The sequence below is a fragment of the Halorubrum hochsteinianum genome, assembly GCF_023702125.1.
Lineage (GTDB): Archaea > Halobacteriota > Halobacteria > Halobacteriales > Haloferacaceae > Halorubrum > Halorubrum hochsteinianum.
The window spans coordinates 1,765,913-1,785,800 of record NZ_CP098415.1; the positions used below are offsets into that span (position 1 = coordinate 1,765,913).

The window sequence follows — 19,888 nt, forward strand, 5'->3', positions numbered from 1 at the left end:
TTAAGGTTAAATCTATGAGCGATAACCCAATGACGGACGCATTTGACGCAGCGGAAGACGAACAGGACGAGACGAACGAGGGCGACACCGGAGACGACTTCGACGTCGAACAGTACTTCGACGCGCTGAACAGCGACAGCGCTCCGAAAGATAAGACAGTCGGCGTCGCGGTGACGACCGAGACACACGCGTTCTACCACGAACTTCAGAACGCCGATGAGGTCGAGGTGAACCCAGCCCAGTCAATTCGGGATCATTTGGAGAAGCTGGCTCACCGCCACCCGAAGGTCTTCGAGCGGGCGATGCGGAAGCTCGAGATTGAGCGTGAATTTTGAAGGAGACTATTCGACTACTGGCTTTGAACCAGCGTTGAATCTCCGAAATCGTCCAAAGAACCGGTTCGGTATGATGTACAGTAGTGAGAGATAGATTCTGACCGGGGGTAAGAGTATGAATTCGTCTGTTGTGATTTGGCCCCAACGATAAAGTTTAAATTCGTTGGGGCTGTATCCCAACATAGGAGAACGATGCCAGCAACGGTCGTGTACCGGGAAGAAGATGAGAAATCCGACGGGAGTCGGTACGAGATGGTCGCATGGCAGGTCCCGGTGACTGAGGACTTCCCGCAGGGACTGAAGTACAGCTTCCAGTACATGGACGCTGACGGCGACACGCTCCTGCGGTACGACAACTCACCGTACCACCTAGACGTCGGCCGGCATCATCGACACCCACCCGATGGCGAAATCACCAAACTGGAGTTCACGGGTCTCTCCGACCTGATCGACGAGTTCCAGAATGAGGTAAACGAGATCTATGAGCAACGAACCCACTGACACCGAACCCACGCACGACGAGTTTACGCCCGACCCGGATGAGGTTGAGTACCCTTCGACCCTCCGCATCACGTCGCTTCCAGCGGAGCAGGCGCAGGCTGCGGCAATTGAACGCGCCGAACAGTGGGAAGACGGCGAGGAGGTGCCGCACGTCGTCAACTTTGAGGACCGAGCTCGGCTCCGCCAGCTACTCACCGACCGACGGATGGAGCTGCTCGAAGTGGTGATGGATCATCCGCCCGAAAGTATTCGAGCGTTGGCCGACCGCCTCGAGCGCGACGTCCACGACGTCCACGACGATCTACACCTCTTAGCCGAGTACGAAATCATCCACTTCGAAGAGGACGGTCGCGCAAAGAAGCCGTACGTCCCCTACGACACGGTCCGGCTTGAGGTTGAGTTTGGCCTGCCGCGTGGCGAGGGGTCAGGATCGGCCGCATCCGCGTAATCGGTTTTAATGCTTCTGTTGAAATCTTCAGAGGATGATATGTTCTTGTGGTCGTGCTGAATATAGAGGGTAAGTTCAGCAGAGGTCGGTGTTCGTTTCAACGGATCAACGGTGAGCCGATTCGTTAGAACGAACGGGCGTTTCTATCGCTGACACGGAGGGGCAAGCACGCCCACAACTCGAAGACCAATCGGTGTACAGAACCAGACAGTGAATTGAATCGGTCAGAGCCGACACCAGGCCTGCTTCCCTGGCGGTGTTTCGAACCAGTTGAGCCCGAGCGGTTGAGGATACCAGACTCTCAGACCATCAGCATCTTATATCCAACTATAGAATACCATGTATGGTTGGTTGGCTCGATATCTTGATTACTTCATTTGTGCTGCAGCTTCTTGCTCTTCCCGGTGAAAAAGGACAGATAGTGATCGCTGCACTCGCCACGAAGTACGACCCGTACGTGGTCGTGGCCGGCGCAGCAACCGCATTCGGTGGCTGGACAGTTCTGGAAATTCTGCTCGGGAATGCGCTGAAAGGCGCACTCCCCGAAGCGTTCCTCGACGGCCTCACTGCGGCGTTGTTCTTCATCTTCGCTGCGTGGGTCCTCTATACATCACAGTTAGACTTCGAGGACGACACGAGTGACGAGCAACCGATTACCGATGGGAGTTCAGGGGTTGTTGATGACGCAGTTGATGTCGTTCCATCTCGCTTCGCGGGGTTTGTTCCGTCATTTTCGTTGATGGTGTTCGGCGAGTTCGGGGATAAAACACAACTGATCACGATCGGCCTCGCAGTCCAGTATGGCGCTCATCCGGCTATTTGGTTGGGAGAGATGCTTGCCATCATTCCTGTGAGCTTGGTGACGGCGCTGTTTTTCTCGCGCAGTTCGGCCTACATCAACACGAAGTGGGTGCGGTACGTCTCGGCGAGCTTGTTCGCGCTATTTGGGCTCGATATCATGGCGAAATACCTCCTCGGCTTTCACTTCCTCCCATTTTAACGGCGGATGAGAGAGACGGCTGCCCCGGTTCATTTCCTGATGTGAATAAAGTTCACAGACGAAACCGTTAATCCAGTGGTGACCCTGACTTTCGCGGCTTGATGACCAAATCAACAGCCGTCGAGATTTAACGACACGTCTGCCACTCCCCCATGCCCGACTCGCGCTCTGTATTCAGCACACTGTTTATATCAAATTCAGATGATTTCAACAGAGATACTTAATCTTAAGATTAGCCCTAACCTTAGGTACGAACGTGTCATTGCCGACCCGTTCACGGCGGCGCTCGATGCGACCGAAGGAGCCCACAGTTGGTGTGCCAGGAGTACTACCACACCTATGGCACTAGCGCCCAACAGTTCGCCGCCGGCGACGGCGTCGAGCTCACTGACGAGACAACCGGGACGCACATCTAAGGTTAAGATTAAGATCAAACCTATGTTTGACGGCCTAATAAGGGTGTATTTGACATGGCGGGAGACAAACGGGCCAGGACGAACGAGAACGATATCGGTAACGACTTCGACATCGGCCGGTACCTCGATGCGTTCGACAGCGCAGCAAAAATAAGATAGTCGGCGTTGAGGTGAACCGAGACACATGCGTTCTATCACGAACTCTAGAGCGCAGATGAGGCCGAAGTGATCCCAGTCCAGTCGGTTCGAGATCACATAGAGAAACTGTTCAACTGTCACCCGGGGGTCTTCGGGCGGTCGATGCGGAAACTTGAGATCGAGCGTGAATTCTGACGCTGTGTTGTAGGGACTTAACCAACATTCAGACGGAACTGCGCCCAGTGGGCTCTGTTGAAATCCTCAGAGAGTTACATGTTTGTCTTGGCTCTGTTGAAATCCTCAGAGAGTTACATGTTCGTCCTGTGATTCCATGAGATGAAGACCCTCCCGAAGTCACAGATTCTCCGTTTTACTGAGAAGGCGATCCACCTAGCACGCCGAGCAGTATCTCGATACTCCTCGAAGTTTTCTAAACACCGCTACACACTCCCCCAGCACGTTGTTCTGTTGTGTCTCAAAGTTAGGAAGAACACGACCTATCGTGGTTTACTCGACGAATTGATCGAGATGCCACGCATTCGTCGAGCTCTTGGATTAGCTGAACTACCTACGCCATCAACGCTCTGTAAGGCGTTCAATCGGCTTGATATGGCTGTATGGCGTGTTATATTGACTCTCTCAGCGACGTTCCTTCCGACGAGTGGAATCGTTGGAGTTGATGCGTCAGGGTTCGACCGGAGTCACGCCTCTAAACACTACACGAAACGTGCTGAACTCACGATTCAGCAGCTCAAGGTGACGCTGCTGGTCGATGCGAAGGTGAACGCAATTCTCGATCTACACGTGACGACAACTCGAAAACACGATAGCCAGATCGCTCCGTCGTTGATCAAGCGTAACCCCGAGTGTATCGATATTCTGCTCGGTGACAAAGGCTACGACGATCAGAAAATCAGACGGCTCGCCCGGCAACACGAGGTTCGGCCACTGATTAAGCATCGTGAGTTCACATCGCTCCACAAGGCATGGAACGCTCGCTTAGACGCTGACCTCTACGGACAACGGAGCCAATCTGAGACCGCGAACTCAACGCTCAAACGAAAATACGGTGTTCGTCCGCTCACGACGCTGGTGGAAGCAGTTCCGCGAACTCACCATCGCCTGTCTCTGTCACAATATCGACCGATCACTCTGAGCGGTCAAGACAGGTGAGGCACGGATGGCTCGCCACAAGGGCTTTACTCCAGAATTATACAATCATTGAACATGAACCGAAGGTGGTTCGCTACTTGCTTCTGTTCAGTATTAATCCCTCTATCGGGGTGTACCACCGATGAGGAGTCAACTGGGAATCCGGACCAGATGTCAGAAGACCCGCCGGAATGGTTGAGTGGCACAGTTGATTGTGTACCAGTATACGGTGTTCTTGAGTTGTCTGAAGTTCGTGATTCCGTGAAAAATTCAGCAGAAACACTTGATTACAGTGAATTTTCAAACACATCTCAAATGATAATCGATTTTGCAATCAACAATCAAGCAGCAAAAACATGCTCAAGTAAGGGTGGTAGTGAATTTCAAGTACTTCAAGGAAGGATAACTGATCTCATACCCGCAGAAGATCGGAATAACTTACCGAACAGTATTGCGATTCAAGTTAAATCAAACTACTATTACATAACCGAAATGAGATCATTCGATGCGATACTTATCTAGTAGTCTATTTGCTCAGATTATTTGAGACCATGCGCAAGCGTGATCTTACGTTTAATTGAACTGGACACCCCGGAAGTATCGCCCGCAGTTCGTTCAGCATGCACTCTTCAGCGACCAGCTGTTTCATCCTATTTTGTGTCTGATGAATAGGATTTCAACAAAGCCGTCCAGTGTTAATTAGTAGCGATACTCACCGCAGTCAAATCGTCTCGAAGTGGTCGTACTCGCGTTCGGTCGTGAGAAGTGAGGCGTGGCGGAGACGATTTCGGACATCGTAGAGCGTGTTTCCCTCTTCGATCCGCAGCATCCGCCAGGCAACGCTGTGGCGAAGTGTGTGTGCGGAGACATCCTCGGGTCGGCCTCGTCCCGAGAAGCAGTAGGGACGGACACCAGCGCGACGAGCGGCTCGCTGGACGACGTCGTTGATTCCCTTGCCGGTCATCCGACCGGCCTTCTGGCTGGGCACCAGAGCGGGATCGTCGTCGACTCGAGCCTCGAGGAACTCTCGAAGCGTCGTGATGGTCTTCAGGGAGTTGTCCCGATCGAGCTCGAAGGTCACAGGCGGCGGGGTGCTGTCGTTGGGGTAGTCCTTCTGGACTGACGTTGGGAGCCGAAGCAGACCATCGTTGAGGTCAACCATCTCGCGGTCCACGTGGGCGAGCTCGCCGCGACGGAGCCCAGTGTCGTAGAGAAGGGTGGTGATCGCGTCGTCACGCCGGGGGTGCCGTCCCTCACGAGCCGCGTCGCGCATCGCCTCGACTTGTTCGGGCTTCACCCAGTGCTTCTCATCACCCATCTGTGGACTGTGCCTCTCTGGGAGCGGTCTAAAAATGTTCAATTCTATTGGTAGATTCGAACGCTTCTATAGTCGATCAGCCTCAACCCGCTACCGTCTGGTGGTTTTGTCTCGTGGAAGGTGGTCCTCAAGGTGCCAACCCCAGGGGTAGCATGCCGATCAGAGCGGGCAAAACGCGATCTGATAAACTTGTGAATGCTATATCTTCTCTCTGGGGCCGCTTCGATCCTAAGAGAATTAATCTTAAGATTAATCTTAGGAATAGGCCGGTGGTTTCTCCGGGAGGAGTAGCTGCGAGCTGAGTATCAGGGCGCGTCGCTGTTTTGTGGTCACCAGCCAGTGGCCATGTCCCAGAGGAGGGCGACGTCGACGACACCGAGGATAACCCCAGCCAGTAGCCACGCATCAAGTAACGATGTGAGGTCAAAGATCGGGCCAGAAACTGCGAGCTCGAAGGCCGACACCAAACTCGTCACCTCAAAGAAGAGCACCCCGAAGATGGCCCAGAGCACAGTCGCACCAGCGGCGATGAGAAGCTTGCTCTCGCTCATCTTTGACGCCCTAGCGACACCCAGCTACTGTCCATCGTACCAGGGCGGCGCACCGAACGCGTCGGCGTAGCAGTCCGGGTGACACGGTCGCTTCCGGTTGTCCGGCCATGCCCTGTCGAGCGGGACCTGCTCACCACAGAGGCCACACTCGGCGGTGTGGCCTGCCTGTCGGGCATCGGGAGAGAGATTCCGCGCCTCGATGTAGAGTTCGTGGAGCGCCCACGGCGTGAGGCGAACGGCGACACGCTCGGCCGGCTCGGGATCGCCGTCCGATGTCGTGGCCGAGAGCGTGAGCACCCAGTTGTCGCCCGGCTCGCCATCGGTCGCCGGTCCCAAGGCGATCGTCCCTGCGAGGTCGTCGTCGACGTAGTACCAGTCTGCGTCCCGGTCGACGTGGTAGTGACCATCGGGGCGCGGATCCTCGGGATCGACGTCGTCGCCCATCGTGTGTCCTCGCTGGGTCAGGCGTTTGCCTTCCGCCCCTGTCCCGACCCGGTCGTGAGCGGGATGTCGGCGTCGATTTCGTCGTACCACACGACCGGCCGCTTCGCCTGGCCATCCTCTTCGAGTTCGACGAGGCCGTAGTCAGCCAGCTCGTTCACGTTCTCGAGAACCTCTGGCGGGTTCCGGTCAACGAGGCGCGCGAGCTCGCGGATACTCCCCGGCTCGTGTTCGACGATCGCCTCCAAGAGCTCGAGGTTGGTCGAGCGGAAGACGCGACCGAACGTTTCGAGGTTCTCGATCGACAGCGTCGGCTCGCTGGGGTCGACGTCCTCGCCGGCGTCGATCGCTTCGAGACGCTCTTCGAGGCCGCTACGGTCGGCAGACTTGATCTGAACGTGGAGTGTCTGGGTCATGGGTGGTGGGGTGTGGGGTCGTGGGTTGGAATTAGTCGCGGGTCTGTACGTCGGTCACCGTGCTCGAACGGACTACCAGTCGTCGCGCTTCTCTTCTGGGAGCGCCGCCCGCCAGGCGCGGAAGATCTCCGCGAGGCCAGGGTAGTCAATCTCGAATGTCTCGCCCCCGAGGTGGAGCTCGTGGACGCCGTGGTGGTTGTCGAACCGGATGATTGGGTCGTCCGCACCGGCTTCGCCGTAGTGGTAGGCGTACTTGATCCCGTCCTCGAATCGCTCCGATGTCGGGACTGAGAGCACACGCACCCGCGCCACGGTGCCGTCGGCGTAGGCTTCAATCTCGTCTTCGAGTACGGTGACATCATCGCTCATCCACACACGTGTCGACGTACCCTGGTCCGATAAGTGTTAGGGAAAACCCTAACAAGAGCAAAGGAACAGATAGCGCCCACAATGGCAACACCGAGCGATCATTCTGTCAGCTGTGAGGCTACACCCAGATGTGGCTGATGCGGTACTACTCGTCGCCGAGGTCGTTATCGACAGAGACTTGCGGGACATTTGAAGCGACAAAAGTTAATCTTAATCTTAACTATAGCATTAATCTGAAATACTCTGTATACGAGGTCTAGCGACGCTAAGCAGAGTTCACACGAGAAGAGCGTGAAATACTAGAGTCAAACAGTCCGAACGCAGGGATTCGATCAGCTGTCGTGATCAATGTACTCGGCTTCCCATTCAGTTCGAGCTTCAATCTCTCTAGAGCCTCGGCGAGTAGTGGTGTACTCGTTGGTCCGGCGGTCGCGCTGGCTCTTCTCGATAAGTCCCTTCTCAACGAGCGTATCGAGATTTGGATAGAGCCGGCCATGATGGATCTCCTTTTCGTAGTAGTCCTCGAGCTCGTCTTTGATCGCGAGTCCGTGGGGGTTATCGAGTCCGGAAACTACGTAAAGCAGATCGCGCTGAAAGCCAGTGAGGTCATACATGTCGCAATTTGCTCATTCGAGTTTTGAAATACTATTGATCTGGTCCTGTATGGAGCCAAGGGATTCATCACTCTCGCCGTGGGTCACCAACTGGTATTTCACCATATTCTGGACAAGAGACCCATCCCTGTCCGAATGCCCCACCCATCCCTTGGTCCGGGCTCCATTCGTGTTCATCCCCACAATGTGGACAATCTACTAGCGGAGGGTCAATCTCAACTGCCTCTTGCTGGATGAAATGATTTCCTTGGTAAGAGTCACAGTGCTGACAGACGTTTCCCCAGACTTTCTTGCCGAGAGTATTGCTGTAGACCCGCTCAACAGGGGTTTCGTAATTCGCTAATATATCTCCGAGAGGCGTATCAAGATGATCTCCTCGTGGCCAGACCACAGGCGTTTGCTCGCCACACTGCCAGCATTCTGTTTCCCACGACAGCAACTTCTGGCGATCAACTGGGAGATCGTCTGGGAGCATGATGATTAAATCCTACTCTGATTGACTATTTGATTCTTTGTCTCTGGATGTGTTAGATTCCGTGTTTCGCCTACCGATACGCCCCGCTCCGCACCCAAATCGCCCCCTTGCTCTCCCGATTCTACATGTTCTGTTGTAGGTTTAAGCAGTAGAAACTACTATTCACCTCGACTATCATCCCGAGCGAGAAGGCACGAAGCGTGTCTGGCTCAACCAGACCGACGTGAACGACGAGGCTGAACCTCTAATTGATGAAGCGCAGTCCGGATAAAGAGAGTCTTCTTTCGACTCGGCAGACAGGCCGGCCTCCGGCGTGAGGAGACCGCGAGCGTCACGACGGAAATAGGACGGGTTCGGCTCACAGATACGCTCAGAAGCACCGAGGAGGATGGGACCCCCGGTACCATGCCGTCCCTATGGGATGGAGCTACCACCCATAGAAGACGTGAGAGGCAGATTGTATTGATGTTTCGGAAGGTGGTAAGCTGTCCTTCGCGGTGGGCCTTCGACGTGATCGCCACAGCTACCGTTACAGATTCAAATACAGTTACAGACTCTATTAGTTGTTACAGATCTTAATACATATTACTATTCTATCAAATGAAGATCTCAACTGTTAAGCGAAGACACGGGTACGAGAATAAATTCGGCGAGTAGATACCTGTTGAACAGGAACTGAAAGTACCACAATTCGAGATAGAAGTCGAGATCGCTGGTGAGTGGTCCCATTGTACGGCTCTCCCTGCTCTATCCATTTTTGTGGTGGTCTGAGGAGGTTTCAGGCAGTTGCTGAGGATTTTCAATCATCTCGAGAATTGTTTCTGGCGTGTCAATACGATATGGGATGCGTCCCATGGGTGAAGTAGAGCGACCTGGGGTGACACGGGATGTCTCGTGTTCCCGAAGGCGGGTCGCGTGCGGACACAACGAGGTTACACAACTATGGCAAAACGACGTAAGTTCCTCGCCGGTCTGGGCGCATTGGCAAGTGGAAGCGCGGCTGCGGTTGGTACTGGGGCGTTCACATCCGCAAGTACTGGTGACCGTACAGTGAATGTCAATACGGCAGCAGACAGTGGGTCTTTCCTGACTATAGAACCGTCTGGGGGCTCCAACGGAGACTACGCTGAAGAATCAGATGGGACACTTCAGCTGAATTTCAATGAAAACAACGACACCGGATCTGGCACTCTATTCAAAGGTGAAGGTGTGAACGAAGGTTCAGAATATACGTTTGACAACGTATTTGTGATTAACAACCAAGGGAACACAGAAGTCGACACTTGGGTCACAACCAGTGGGCTCTCGGGTGTTCAATTCTATCAGGACGGTAATCCCGACGATCGGCTCGAAGAAGAACTCTGGTCTACTGGAGGTACTAAATCGAATCTTAATATCTCCCAGCAGGGTGTCAAAGTTGGTGTCAAAATCATCGAAGAGGATTTGGACAGTGACAGTGTCTCAGGCAGTGTCACAATCCACGCTGAAGACTCACCAGCCAGCATTAGAGACTAACCCTGTTACTCTGTAGGAATCGATTCCCCCCTATCCATTGAGACAGTTCAAAAATAGCCGACAGATCAAAACATGAACCGTCGAACCTATTTACTGGGTTTGGCTGCTGGTACTGGCAGCGCTGTATCAGTGCTTGGAACCGGGGCTTTCACCAGTGTAAAACTTTCACGGCAGGTTTCTATTGAGGTAGTCCCCGACAATCAGGCGTTGCTAGCGTTGAAAATCCCCTACTCAGGAGACGCAATTCAAGTTGACGAGGGCAAGTTCACTATTGATGCCACAAAAGGGGGGAACAGTGAGGGAATCAAAGCTGGTTCAACCCGTGACTTTGGTGATTGGAACCCATCTGGTAAAGTGAAGGAACCTGCCCTACAAGTGGTGAATAAAGGATCACAGCCTCAAGCTGTCGAGTTCGCATACAGTTGGGACTCAGACGAAATTGGTGGGTCCTCTATGAAGTGGTTCCTTAGTTGGCAACCAACGGGGCAGAATAAGAAACACTTCGTGGTGGATCACACGCGCGAAGAGGCGAGTATAACAGCTCAATATATACCGCCTGGGAAGGCGATCAATATCGCGTTTCGCGTTGATGCGGGTGAAGCAGGTGACAAACTCTCTGGAGAAATTGCTCTGGAGAGCACGGCAGTAGAAGATGAGCAGTCAAGTCCCGGAAATTCAGATAAATAGGGTGGTCCCGAATACTGAACCCAGCGCACTCTCGCCGGCAGCCGTCAACCTCGACGTCCTCTTGCGTGTTTAATTCAATATATAACTACTAGAGATATATCTGACACGGGATCGTCGATGGATATGTCTGAAAAGATATTTTTGCGAGCATTGACCCCCCCCCACGTGTTCGCTGTTACAGTTCCGAAGATTGTTACAGGTTCTAAGACGTGTTACAGTCTATTCGTTGATGCCGTCGCACCCATCACGGGTAATAGCTTGTTAATTGTAGTCTTCAAATCACTCGCTCCTGCAGAACAGATAAGCAACTCTCCGAGGAAAAAGTGGTATCAGTAATTATCAACGCCCTCGTGTAGCAACTGTTGACTTCAGAGAGTAGCCCACGCGAGGGCTAAACCTCAACGAGTGGGAGTCTTAGAGCCGGTGAGCCCTGATCATACTGTGGACTGTGTTCAGTCAAGATTCTCAACCTTCTGTTCGAGTCGCTTGAGTCGCTCGTTGAAATCTTCAGGAGGCTCAGCAGCGGGCTCGCTCAGTGGGCGAACATCCTCGAGGGCGGCGTCAACGCGATCGTCGTCAGCCTCGCCGCGGAGATATAGCTCTGCGCGGTCGTTATACAGCTCTCGGAGTGTACTCGCAGAGACACCAATGTCGTCGGCGACGTCGGCGAGTGACTCGCCGCCGGCGACTCGTTCCATACCGGCACGGACCCTAAGGTACTCTTCGGGGTTGACCCGGAGATACCCATCGACGACCTCAAAGCCAGTCGGCGGCCGGCCAGTCCACTTACCAGCCTCTTGCGCAGCGTCGATCCCTGATTGGATCCGGCGGACTTTCTGTTTCTGTTCGATCCGAGCGAGGTCTCCCATGAGCCCGGCTATCATCTGGGTGACCGCCTGATCGACCATACTGTCGTCGACATCAAGCTCGAGTCCGACCTCGAGGTCTCGGACGCTCGTCTCATGCTCAAGGGCGTGTTGGAGGAAGTTGTGGATCTCGCCACCACCGAGCCGGGAGAGCCGCGACAGCTCATGAACAACGACGATATCGACTTCTCCATCGGCAACCGCTTCGCGAAGCCGGCGATACTCTGCGCCACCTTCTTCGTCAGTCCCAGAAATAACATCGGCGAACCGTTCGACACTCGCGTCGGGATACTCCTCAGCGACAAATTCCTCGAGCTCGCGGATCTGTCGCTGGTGGTCTTGGCGATCGGTTGAGACGCGGGCGTATAGCGCGACGTGAGTCACACTTTCCGTTTCACCCCGGTTAGTATATAGTGAATGGGTACTTTTCGTGGTTGTCTTTTACCAGTACCTTCTCGACACATCTCATTTCGGATTCTAGCAGACAATGATACTTTTTGGATCAGACATACTACTCAGACGAAACAGATGGAACGAACTCAAGTATGTGACAGGTTAACTAACATGAGCCCAGTAGAATTAGTTTCTGTTATTTCATTCATGGGTTCTGGAATAATAATGTTCACTTTACCTATAGCACAACTCCAGATCCACTTTTGGGTTGTCTTGGTTGTCGGATTCCTCGGAGACACCATCACTACTGGATACTTGGGGAAGTTCGATTTAGAGGAGCAAAATAGAGGCTATACTCGCTGGGCTTGCGGATCTGAGCCAACACTGACTTGTGCGGCAGGTACCAGAGTGATTCTCCTCGGTGCTATTCTTTTGCCGTATCTCTCTGTAGTTAGATACGGTTTTCTTCAGGAATACTATCCGGTTTACCTAACAGCTCTTTTGACTCCCATCGTCATCGGACTGATGGCTGCTGGGGCAACACTAGCCAATACTTACGGGATATGGAACGCCAATCGCAGATCTCCATCATAGTTGGATGTGGGTCCTCTGTAAGGTCACCTGTGCAGTACGGTGACTAACTCCCTACCGGCTACTAGATCCACTCAAATAGATATTCAGTAAGTTGAACGAACACCGCCTCCGATATTATTATTAGACAGGTCTCTCAAGCCCCCATATGGGAATTGTTCTGGTGTAGCACATTGTTGATGGACTGCGGTCTTGTGATTTGCGGGTGCGTGAATCAAATTGGGAGTTCACGGTAGGGGTACTTAGAAAGTCGATTGGTGTTCCCACTCAGCTAGCAACGACTGGATCAACAATCTCCTACAGAAGAGCGTATTCCTTTTCCAACCCAGCTATAATGAGGTTGTTCGAGGGTCTCAATAGTGAGTCAATCATCGCCCATGACTACATCTACAAACTGATAGATTTTATTGAGGTCTATCTCTGTAGGGTGATAGATTAAAAACCGGGGCATTGCTCTCTTTAGACTAAGTAAAGGTTATAACATTCCCGTCAGGTGATGTGAGTATCCAGATGACTCAGAAGACAATCGGACAGAACACCGGCCAATCGGGCCGGGTGAATCTGTCAGGACCCGAACTCGACCAATTCGATGCGGAGGTTGGGGACGCGATCAAGGTCGATGTCGCCGAGTCGAAGGGGATCGCCAAGGCGCTTATCGAGAACAGCACGGAGTGTGAATTCGTTATCGTATCCAAACCAGAATCTGATTCCTCATCCACAGGGGAACACAATGAGTAGTGAGTATCCCCCTCTCTTCGAGAGCTGTAAGCCACGAGATGATGTCTTAGACGGCTCACTTCAGGAAGACCAATTCGCCGCAAGTTTAGCTACGGTTGCCCACGACCCTAATAAGGCCGCACCAAACTACCGCCAGGCCTCCCGATTCTTTGAGATGACCTACCCGACCGAGGGTCTGAAGACGCTTTTGAGCAATCTGACCGGGCGCTTCCTCGCGAGTGGGACCGGACAAGCGACAGACTACACCTCCAGCATTCTCTGTCTCGACACGCGCTTTGGTGGTGGGAAAACCCACGACCTCATCGCCTCATACCATCTGGCTGAACACGCCGGCGATATTGAGAACCTGGGAGACCATCTTCTACCAAATGACGAGCGTAGCGCAGAAGCCTATCAGAAAGCCGTAAATGATGGACTCTCAGTCGACTCGGCGGTCTTCGTCGGTGGGCACGTCGACGCCCGGAACGCCCGAAGCGACCGGAACGATCCAAACGCCCCGAACACGAAGACGATGTGGGGCGAGATCGCCTACCAGCTCTACGGTGCAGAAGGCTACGAGGAACTGAAAGAGTACGACCAGAATCGGAACGCTCCCGGACAAAACAAGCTCAAAGACCTCTTCGAACTCGGCGCTGGCCCCGCACTTGTCCTCATCGACGAGATTGCTGCCTACTTGGAAAGTGCGTCGGCCGTCGAGGTCGGCAGCGCAACGCTGGCCAGCCAGACGCTAAGCTTCGTTCTCTCACTCCTGGAGACGGCGTCCGAGTCCGATGATGTCACCATCGTCTACTCAATCGCGGACACCGCGTTCGAGGAGGAAGCCGAGGACGTCCGTGGGCTTATCGACGAGCTCAACCAGATTGGACGCCGTCAGCATAAGACGGTCACACCAACCGACGAGAGCGAGGTGGGGCAGGTGCTCCAGCATCGTCTCTTCGAGGATATCGACGATGAGGCCGCATCTGAGGTGTCCCAGTCGTACTTCCAGTTGTACACCAACAGCGAGCGGCAGTTCCCCCAGGAGGCGACGGACGCGAGCTACGTCGACCGGCTCGAACGAGAGTACCCGTTCCACCCGACGGTCATCGATACGCTCACGGAGAAGATCGACACGATTCCGAAGTTCCAGCGAACCCGTGGGGCGCTGAAGCTCCTTGCGCGGGCTGTCTACTATCGATGGAACAACCGCCCGGACCACTACGAGCGTCACTGGGTGCGACTCTACGACCTCACACCGTCGGACGACGCTCCGAGCGGGAGTATCAGTTCGACCCTCCATGAGTCGTTGTTCGAGTTTGTCGACCTCAGTTCGGCTGTCTCCGCAGACATCTACAACGATGACGGGACTGCCCACGCACAACTCGAGGATCGCAAGTGGACAGAGAAGGGAATCCCGGCACTCGGCTCACACATGACCACCGCCGTTCTCTGGCATAGCCTGGCCTACGGAGAACAGGCGACCGGGATCACCCGGGCCGAGATGAACGAAACGCTGGGTCACCCGGACATTCGCTTTGACAACTACGACTCGGCCCTCGATGCGCTGGCGGGCTCGGACATGAGCGTCGCGTGCTACTACCTCTACGACGAGGAGCGGGTTCGATTCAAGTCCGATCCGAACCTCATCAGAATCATCGACCAGCGCGTCGACAATACCCCCGACGCGCAAGCGCGCTCGCGATTCGAAGCCAGACTGGAGAGCGAAACCGGGACTGGTGCGTTCGAACCAGTCTCCTACCCAGAATCGCCGGCCGATCTCCCGGACAAGGCGTCGACGCCACAGCTCGCCGTGATGCACATGGACACGGCGCCGGTCACTAAGGAATTACTCGAAGACGAATCGAACCCGGAGTCCGTCCCCGAGAAGGTTCAATCACTGTACCAGAAGTCAGCCACGAAGCAGGGCGGCGATGTCCAGAGTCGAGTCTACAAGAACTACGTCCTGTTCCTCGCCCCAGACGACGAGCGCGTGCGTAGTGCCGTCGACGAAGCCCGACACCTCGAAGCCATCGAAGCGCTCCTCGATGACTCTCAGCAGACCGCAGACCTCTCAGAGGACCAAATCGAGGAGCTTCGCGAGCGCCAGGACAAGAAGTACGGGCTACTCGGTGAGCTCGTCCGCGGGGTCTATCGCCATCTCTACTACGTCGACCGCGATGGGCTCACCCACATTACGATCAACGCGACCGAGGCGAACGGCGGCACCTCGCTCGTCAATGCCGTCGAGGAAACCCTCGACGACCGCCTGATCCGCGCCGACGCCGACGCGAAGGGTGTCGCGTTCTTCAAGCAGAAACTCTGGCAGCGGACGCAGGACTCGATGACGACGCAGCAGCTCGTCGAACAGTTCGCCAAGAAGCCGGGACTCCCGTACCTCCTGAGCACAAAGCCGCTGCGCAAGACCGTCGCGAAGATGGTCGACGAGAGCGGCTACACCTACTGGGACGCCGAAACTGAGACCGCCTACTGGGACGGCGACGCCGATGACCACCCCGAGAACTGGCGGAAGCGGGAGCCATTCGCTGACGCACCGGACGTTCGTACCTCGATCAAGGATACCGACGTGAAGATCGGGAACGACTACGTCGTCTATACGGGCATCGAAGCTCTCCTCGACGTCCACCACGACTCGATCCGACCGCCCGAAGCTACAGAGGTCGAGTGCGCCGAGGACGGCTGTACGACGATGGTTGAGCCGTCTGATGACGGCCCAGCGTATTGTGAGGAACACCGAAAGCCCCCAGAGAAGGCTCGCTGTCAGAGCTGCGGCGAGCAGTACGACGAGAGCGAACTGAACGCCCAGGGGATCTGCCCCGACTGTGCGCAGCCTTCGGGCTGGGACACGGCGACGAGCCAGATGGCGGCGTCGCGGGCGTTCAACGAGGTACGAACCCACGCGCTCTCGAAAGCGGCGTCGGGGGGCGCACCAGGCGTCTCGCAGGCCACGGTCGAAGTGGTGGGCGAGGATCGGCTCTCGAAGGGATCGTTCATCGCTCAGCGAGATGCCTTCACCGACCGGTCGGACGCGGTCTCGGTCCGGATGAGCTACGACGTGAAGACTTCGACGGGGTCGAGCTACAGCGCGGACTACCAGGGAAGTCTCGACGACTTCTCGCGCGTGACGAACCAGCCCGACCCGTTCGGCGAGTCGGTCAACGTCACGCTGAAGTTCCGTGTCGACTTCGACGAGCCCGAACGAATAACTGACGCCGAGGACGACGTGCTCGCAGAGTTACAGGCGGGCCTCGGCCAGACCAATATCGACGTGAAAGTTCAAGCCAGAGGACCGACCGAAGTACCCCCTGAGGCAACCCAATGAAGACGGGACTCGACTCAACGCAAGCCAGCGCGGCGACTGAGGACGCACCGGCGCCCTCCTTCGGGAGTAGCGTCTACGGCGGCCGACCGACGTTCGCGATGACGCGCCGCGAGGGCTCGAACGGCGGCGAGGTTACGCTGTACGAACTCCTCCCCGAAGACCAGGCGGCCGCCCGTCGTGACAGACTCGAACGCCGCGGGCGTTCGCTCACCGGCGAGTCCTTCGAAGAGGTCTTGGACGATTCGTCGGCTGAGGGTGCGACGCGCTGGGACTGGGAAGGATGGACGGCGGTGAAGATCGCGCGTCTCGACGGCGGTCGCTTCCGTGCTCTCTCCCCACTCATCAAGGAGACTGTCGACGGCGCGGAACTCGACGCCACCACCGTGACCACCAGCGGTGCCGGCGACCTCTTCCTCCCGGAGGCCGTCGGCGTTCGCCTGGCGCTCGCGTTCCGCGGCATCAAACCGCTCCAGCGTGTCGACCGGATGCGTGCCCTGTGCCGCGGCATCACCCGCATGGGTGACGAGGAGTGTTACTACTGGCACGCGAAGTGTCGCGCCCCGTCCAGCCCGAACGGCGAAAAAGCACTGCGGACCCTACTGACTGACCACCTATGAGTGAACACGACGACGATCTGAAACCGCTCGCTATCGAAGGACAGCTTCCGTTGAAAGCGGTGGGAATCGAGAATCTGCGTGAAGCTAACCCTCAGTATCTCCCACCTCATCGCTATCTCCATCCGTGGTTTGCACGCCGACCCACCCCAGCCTCCCGATTGGCGATTCTAGCCTCAGTTCTTCCAGAGGGGGTTGAATCTGACGACCTGCTCCGCTGGATGCAGATTGGCCCAAAGGAGGGGATTGAGGGGGATATAGCGAGTTATGTCGAGCGGAAGAAAGCTACCGAAAATGAACGAAGTGGAAATCTGGAAAGCCACTATCGATACCCCCGTCCGTTCACCCGTTCGCCAAGTAAGACGCAACGGGAAGAACTACACGAGACACTGAGACAGCACTGGGATGGGGAACTTCCGTCTGTCTTAGATCCGACAGCAGGAGGCGGCGTAATTCCTTATGAGTCACTACGCTATGAACTTCCGACTCATGCTAACGAACTCAATCCAGTTCCCTCCCTAATTCTCAAAGTGATGTTGGAGTATGCGCCGGAGGTAGGGGGCATTGAGTCCCAAGTATCTCGATGGGCCGAAGAAGTCAACAGTATCGCGTCTAATGAGATTGAGGACTATTTCCCCAGTAGCGAGAGAGGGCAAAAGCCGGACAACTACGTCTGTACATACAGCGTTCAGTGTAACTCCTGTGGCGCCAGTATTCCGCTCGTCCCGAAATGGTGGATTCGAACTAGGAGCGACGGAATAGACGTAGTTTCCAAACCGACAATTGGCGAGGACGGCTCAACCAGCTACGAGGTTATTGTCAATCCCAGCGAGGATGACTTAGAGGGGTTCGATCCAAGTGAAGGCCCCGTCTCTCGTGGCGGAGACGCCGAGTGTCTGAACTGTGGGGTCGTCACAGAAGATGACGAAGTACGTGCAAACTTCCAAAATGGTGATTTCGAGTATGAAGTGTACTGCGTCCGCTTTGTCACCGACGATGGGGACCATGGGTTCCGGTCACCGACGGAAGAAGACGAGGCCGCGTTCGAAGCCGCCAAGGAAAGGATAGACTCGGACTTTGAGCTATCTACCTTTCTCACCGATCCAATTCCGGAAGGGAACAAAACGTCAGAGCCACAGAATTATGGGATGAAAGAATGGCGAGACCTGTTTTCGCCTCGCCAATTAGTCTGTAACTATGAATACGTCAGGGCGATCAACCAGCTTGAGCCGTCTATCCGCGAAGAGCACGACGCACAAACTGCTGAGGCGATTTGTACGTTATTGGTTCTTGCATTCACAAAACTAATTGATCGGAACATTCGGTTGGCGGATTGGGATACAACAAAGGGTTATCCAAATCCCATGTTCAAGGGCAAAAACTTCGCCTTTAAGCGTGTATTTGTAGAGAACAACATCTCGGTTGGTGGACTCGACTTCCTGTCAAGTGTTGATAAAATCTATGACTCCTATTCAGAGTTAGTAGATTATCTGCCGGACGGGTCACAACCCGCATCGCTCTCAATTGGCGATGCCCGTGATCTGCCACAGGACAGTAACAGCATTTCGGCCGTCATTGCTGATCCCCCATATTACAGCAGTATACAGTACGCAGAGCTCTCCGACGTGTTCTATGTCTGGATGCGGGAGTGTCTCCAAGGTGTTTTCCCAGACATGTTCTCGCGCTCTCTCACAGATAAGGACGCCGAGGCAGTGGCCAATCCCGACCGCTTCACCGACGTCGCCGGAGAGGAAGCCTCAAAACGTGAATTAGCAAACCAGGACTACGAGCAGAAGATGAGCGACATTTTCTCGGAACTCTATCGGGTCTTGGAACCTGGCGGCGTAATGACGGTCATGTTCACGCACAAAGAGACGGACGCTTGGGATACGTTGACGATGTCGCTTATCAACTCCGGGTTTGTTATCACCTCAACTCATCCGATTACGAGTGAGATGCCCCAGCGAGCGGGAATGAAGAACAGCGCCTCCGCAGACTCTACCCTCCTCCTCACGGGCCGTAAACCACACGAAGAACGCGATCCCGAGAATGCGGTCCCGACTCTCTGGAGCGACGTCGAGGCCGACACGAGAAAGGCCGCGAAGGAGGCTGCCCGCGACCTCCTCGAGTCCGGTGTCTCCCTGACCAAGACCGACGTCATCATCTCTGCGTTCGGCCCGACGCTACGGGTCTTCGCCGACGCCTATCCCGTTGTTGACGATCAGGACGAAGAGGTCCCGCCACGGAAGGCTCTCGAAACAGCACGGGAGGCCGTGACTCAGATCCTCGTCGACGAGTATCTAGAGGGGATGGACGTCGACAACCTCGACGACATCACCGAGTGGTACATCCTCTGCTGGCTCGTCCACGAGGCCGAAACGTTCTCCTACGACGACGGTCGCCAGCTCGGGCTGGGTATCGGCGTCGACATCGACGAGATCAAGCGCTCGACGAAGACCTGGCGCAAGAGCCGTGGCGACATCAGCCTTCGCGGGCACGACGGCCGCGTGCAGAACATCAACGAGAAGCCCGAAGACCGGTCCAGTCGCCTGCCTGTTGACCCCGACGACCTCTCTTTCCCGCGTTCGCTGGACGCCGTCCACGCCGCAATGCACGTCTACGACAAGCGCGGCGAGACCGAGACTATCGAGTGGCTTCGGGAGCGCAACTTCGACTCGGACAGCCAATTCAAGGCGACGCTGAAGGCGCTGCTCCAGGTGCTGCCGCATAACCACGAGGACTGGGAACTTGCTCGGGACCTCGCCGTCGGTCGCACGAGCGATGTGCTTGATTTGGACTTCAGCCCCAACGTCTTCGCCGAGGACGGCGACGAGACGAAACAGAGCACGCTCGGTGGGCACTAAGCAGAATGCGAGCGTTCGGCGACCTCACCGCGGTTCACCTCGCTCTCTGGGAGCATGGTGATGGGTCGCCGACGAAGCTACATGTTCCGCTTCCCGCCGATCAGTGGCACGCCGCGATTATCGACCT

General features: G+C 55.4%; 19 protein-coding genes and 1 pseudogene. 13 read left to right on the forward strand and 7 right to left on the reverse strand.

Annotated features, from left to right (window positions below):
* The first annotated feature begins 14 nt into the window (after positions 1–14).
* The 6 genes and pseudogenes from NAF06_RS08845 (at position 15) to NAF06_RS08870 (ending at position 4,512) form a co-directional block, all read left to right on the forward strand.
* Positions 15–335 carry a hypothetical protein gene (locus NAF06_RS08845; protein ID WP_049908776.1) on the forward strand — a complete coding sequence of 107 codons (321 nt, stop codon included), beginning with the start codon at positions 15–17 and terminating at the stop codon, positions 333–335.
* A gap of 192 nt (positions 336–527) precedes the next feature.
* On the forward strand, positions 528–836 hold the full coding sequence (locus NAF06_RS08850; protein ID WP_049908775.1) for a toxin-antitoxin system TumE family protein: 309 nt from the start codon (positions 528–530) through the stop codon (positions 834–836).
* Entirely contained in the window at positions 817–1,284 is a 468-nt protein-coding gene (locus NAF06_RS08855) for an HVO_A0114 family putative DNA-binding protein (protein ID WP_008584168.1), read from the forward strand. The genes NAF06_RS08850 and NAF06_RS08855 overlap by 20 nt, the downstream gene beginning before the upstream one ends.
* Before the next feature lie 343 nt (positions 1,285–1,627).
* Positions 1,628–2,284 (forward strand): TMEM165/GDT1 family protein, encoded by a 657-nt coding sequence (locus NAF06_RS08860; RefSeq protein ID WP_008584166.1) that lies wholly within the window; start codon positions 1,628–1,630, stop codon positions 2,282–2,284.
* Between the two features lie 890 nt (positions 2,285–3,174).
* Positions 3,175–3,994, forward strand: a pseudogene (locus NAF06_RS08865) (IS5 family transposase).
* A 167-nt stretch (positions 3,995–4,161) separates the two neighbouring features.
* Positions 4,162–4,512 (forward strand): hypothetical protein, encoded by a 351-nt coding sequence (locus NAF06_RS08870; protein WP_152418749.1) that lies wholly within the window; start codon positions 4,162–4,164, stop codon positions 4,510–4,512.
* 199 nt (positions 4,513–4,711) lie between these two features.
* Here NAF06_RS08870 and NAF06_RS08875 read toward each other — a convergent pair whose 3' ends face one another.
* The 6 genes from NAF06_RS08875 to NAF06_RS08900 form a co-directional block, all read right to left on the reverse strand.
* Complete coding sequence (locus tag NAF06_RS08875; RefSeq protein ID WP_008584162.1) at positions 4,712–5,308, reverse strand: tyrosine-type recombinase/integrase; 597 nt, start codon at positions 5,306–5,308, stop codon at positions 4,712–4,714.
* Positions 5,309–5,637: 329 nt separating this feature from the next.
* Positions 5,638–5,859, reverse strand: coding sequence for a hypothetical protein (locus NAF06_RS08880; RefSeq protein ID WP_008584160.1), 222 nt, complete (start codon positions 5,857–5,859; stop codon positions 5,638–5,640).
* Positions 5,860–5,883: 24 nt separating this feature from the next.
* Entirely contained in the window at positions 5,884–6,303 is a 420-nt protein-coding gene (locus tag NAF06_RS08885) for a DUF8161 domain-containing protein (protein ID WP_008584158.1), read from the reverse strand.
* Between the two features lie 17 nt (positions 6,304–6,320).
* The gene (locus tag NAF06_RS08890; RefSeq protein WP_008584155.1) at positions 6,321–6,716 is read right to left on the reverse strand and encodes an HVO_A0114 family putative DNA-binding protein; all 396 of its coding nucleotides are present in this window, start codon (positions 6,714–6,716) and stop codon (positions 6,321–6,323) included.
* A 72-nt stretch (positions 6,717–6,788) separates the two neighbouring features.
* Positions 6,789–7,085, reverse strand: coding sequence for a toxin-antitoxin system TumE family protein (locus tag NAF06_RS08895; protein WP_008584153.1), 297 nt, complete (start codon positions 7,083–7,085; stop codon positions 6,789–6,791).
* Between the two features lie 332 nt (positions 7,086–7,417).
* On the reverse strand, positions 7,418–7,699 hold the full coding sequence (locus tag NAF06_RS08900; protein WP_008584152.1) for a helix-turn-helix transcriptional regulator: 282 nt from the start codon (positions 7,697–7,699) through the stop codon (positions 7,418–7,420).
* Between the two features lie 1,417 nt (positions 7,700–9,116).
* Here NAF06_RS08900 and NAF06_RS08905 point away from each other — a divergent pair.
* Entirely contained in the window at positions 9,117–9,689 is a 573-nt protein-coding gene (locus NAF06_RS08905) for a DUF1102 domain-containing protein (RefSeq protein WP_080507150.1), read from the forward strand.
* A 72-nt stretch (positions 9,690–9,761) separates the two neighbouring features.
* A complete protein-coding gene (locus NAF06_RS08910) occupies positions 9,762–10,376 on the forward strand; it encodes a hypothetical protein (protein ID WP_152418748.1) in 615 nt (204 codons plus the stop codon).
* Between the two features lie 452 nt (positions 10,377–10,828).
* On the opposite strand, the gene NAF06_RS08915 is transcribed toward NAF06_RS08910, so the two are convergent.
* Positions 10,829–11,626, reverse strand: coding sequence for a recombinase family protein (locus NAF06_RS08915; RefSeq protein WP_080507149.1), 798 nt, complete (start codon positions 11,624–11,626; stop codon positions 10,829–10,831).
* Between the two features lie 144 nt (positions 11,627–11,770).
* On the opposite strand from NAF06_RS08915, the gene NAF06_RS08920 reads away from it, so the two are divergent.
* The 5 genes from NAF06_RS08920 to NAF06_RS08940 all read left to right on the forward strand — a co-directional run bounded on the left by NAF06_RS08920 (position 11,771) and on the right by NAF06_RS08940 (position 19,761).
* Complete coding sequence (locus tag NAF06_RS08920; RefSeq protein ID WP_152418747.1) at positions 11,771–12,229, forward strand: hypothetical protein; 459 nt, start codon at positions 11,771–11,773, stop codon at positions 12,227–12,229.
* Between the two features lie 507 nt (positions 12,230–12,736).
* Positions 12,737–12,964 carry a hypothetical protein gene (locus tag NAF06_RS08925; RefSeq protein WP_080507148.1) on the forward strand — a complete coding sequence of 76 codons (228 nt, stop codon included), beginning with the start codon at positions 12,737–12,739 and terminating at the stop codon, positions 12,962–12,964.
* Positions 12,965–13,118: 154 nt separating this feature from the next.
* Positions 13,119–16,283 carry an ATP-binding protein gene (locus NAF06_RS08930; protein ID WP_239638715.1) on the forward strand — a complete coding sequence of 1,055 codons (3,165 nt, stop codon included), beginning with the start codon at positions 13,119–13,121 and terminating at the stop codon, positions 16,281–16,283.
* Positions 16,280–16,900, forward strand: coding sequence for a DUF7680 family protein (locus NAF06_RS08935; RefSeq protein WP_008584142.1), 621 nt, complete (start codon positions 16,280–16,282; stop codon positions 16,898–16,900). Before NAF06_RS08930 ends, NAF06_RS08935 begins: the two co-directional genes overlap by 4 nt.
* Complete coding sequence (locus NAF06_RS08940; protein ID WP_080507147.1) at positions 16,897–19,761, forward strand: DUF1156 domain-containing protein; 2,865 nt, start codon at positions 16,897–16,899, stop codon at positions 19,759–19,761. Before NAF06_RS08935 ends, NAF06_RS08940 begins: the two co-directional genes overlap by 4 nt.
* Positions 19,762–19,888: the final 127 nt, after the last annotated feature.

Bases quoted from the DNA above. Each gene is read 5' to 3' on its own strand.
- NAF06_RS08845 (WP_049908776.1), top strand. From the start codon at position 15: ATGAGCGATAACCCAATGACGGACGCATTTGACGCAGCGGAAGACGAA.
- NAF06_RS08850 (WP_049908775.1), top strand. From the start codon at position 528: ATGCCAGCAACGGTCGTGTACCGGGAAGAAGATGAGAAATCCGACGGG.
- NAF06_RS08855 (WP_008584168.1), top strand. From the start codon at position 817: ATGAGCAACGAACCCACTGACACCGAACCCACGCACGACGAGTTTACG.
- NAF06_RS08860 (WP_008584166.1), top strand. From the start codon at position 1,628: ATGGTTGGTTGGCTCGATATCTTGATTACTTCATTTGTGCTGCAGCTT.
- NAF06_RS08870 (WP_152418749.1), top strand. From the start codon at position 4,162: ATGTCAGAAGACCCGCCGGAATGGTTGAGTGGCACAGTTGATTGTGTA.
- NAF06_RS08875 (WP_008584162.1), bottom strand. From the start codon at position 5,308: ATGGGTGATGAGAAGCACTGGGTGAAGCCCGAACAAGTCGAGGCGATG.
- NAF06_RS08880 (WP_008584160.1), bottom strand. From the start codon at position 5,859: ATGAGCGAGAGCAAGCTTCTCATCGCCGCTGGTGCGACTGTGCTCTGG.
- NAF06_RS08885 (WP_008584158.1), bottom strand. From the start codon at position 6,303: ATGGGCGACGACGTCGATCCCGAGGATCCGCGCCCCGATGGTCACTAC.
- NAF06_RS08890 (WP_008584155.1), bottom strand. From the start codon at position 6,716: ATGACCCAGACACTCCACGTTCAGATCAAGTCTGCCGACCGTAGCGGC.
- NAF06_RS08895 (WP_008584153.1), bottom strand. From the start codon at position 7,085: ATGAGCGATGATGTCACCGTACTCGAAGACGAGATTGAAGCCTACGCC.
- NAF06_RS08900 (WP_008584152.1), bottom strand. From the start codon at position 7,699: ATGTATGACCTCACTGGCTTTCAGCGCGATCTGCTTTACGTAGTTTCC.
- NAF06_RS08905 (WP_080507150.1), top strand. From the start codon at position 9,117: ATGGCAAAACGACGTAAGTTCCTCGCCGGTCTGGGCGCATTGGCAAGT.
- NAF06_RS08910 (WP_152418748.1), top strand. From the start codon at position 9,762: ATGAACCGTCGAACCTATTTACTGGGTTTGGCTGCTGGTACTGGCAGC.
- NAF06_RS08920 (WP_152418747.1), top strand. From the start codon at position 11,771: ATGGAACGAACTCAAGTATGTGACAGGTTAACTAACATGAGCCCAGTA.
- NAF06_RS08925 (WP_080507148.1), top strand. From the start codon at position 12,737: ATGACTCAGAAGACAATCGGACAGAACACCGGCCAATCGGGCCGGGTG.
- NAF06_RS08930 (WP_239638715.1), top strand. From the start codon at position 13,119: ATGACCTACCCGACCGAGGGTCTGAAGACGCTTTTGAGCAATCTGACC.
- NAF06_RS08935 (WP_008584142.1), top strand. From the start codon at position 16,280: ATGAAGACGGGACTCGACTCAACGCAAGCCAGCGCGGCGACTGAGGAC.
- NAF06_RS08940 (WP_080507147.1), top strand. From the start codon at position 16,897: ATGAGTGAACACGACGACGATCTGAAACCGCTCGCTATCGAAGGACAG.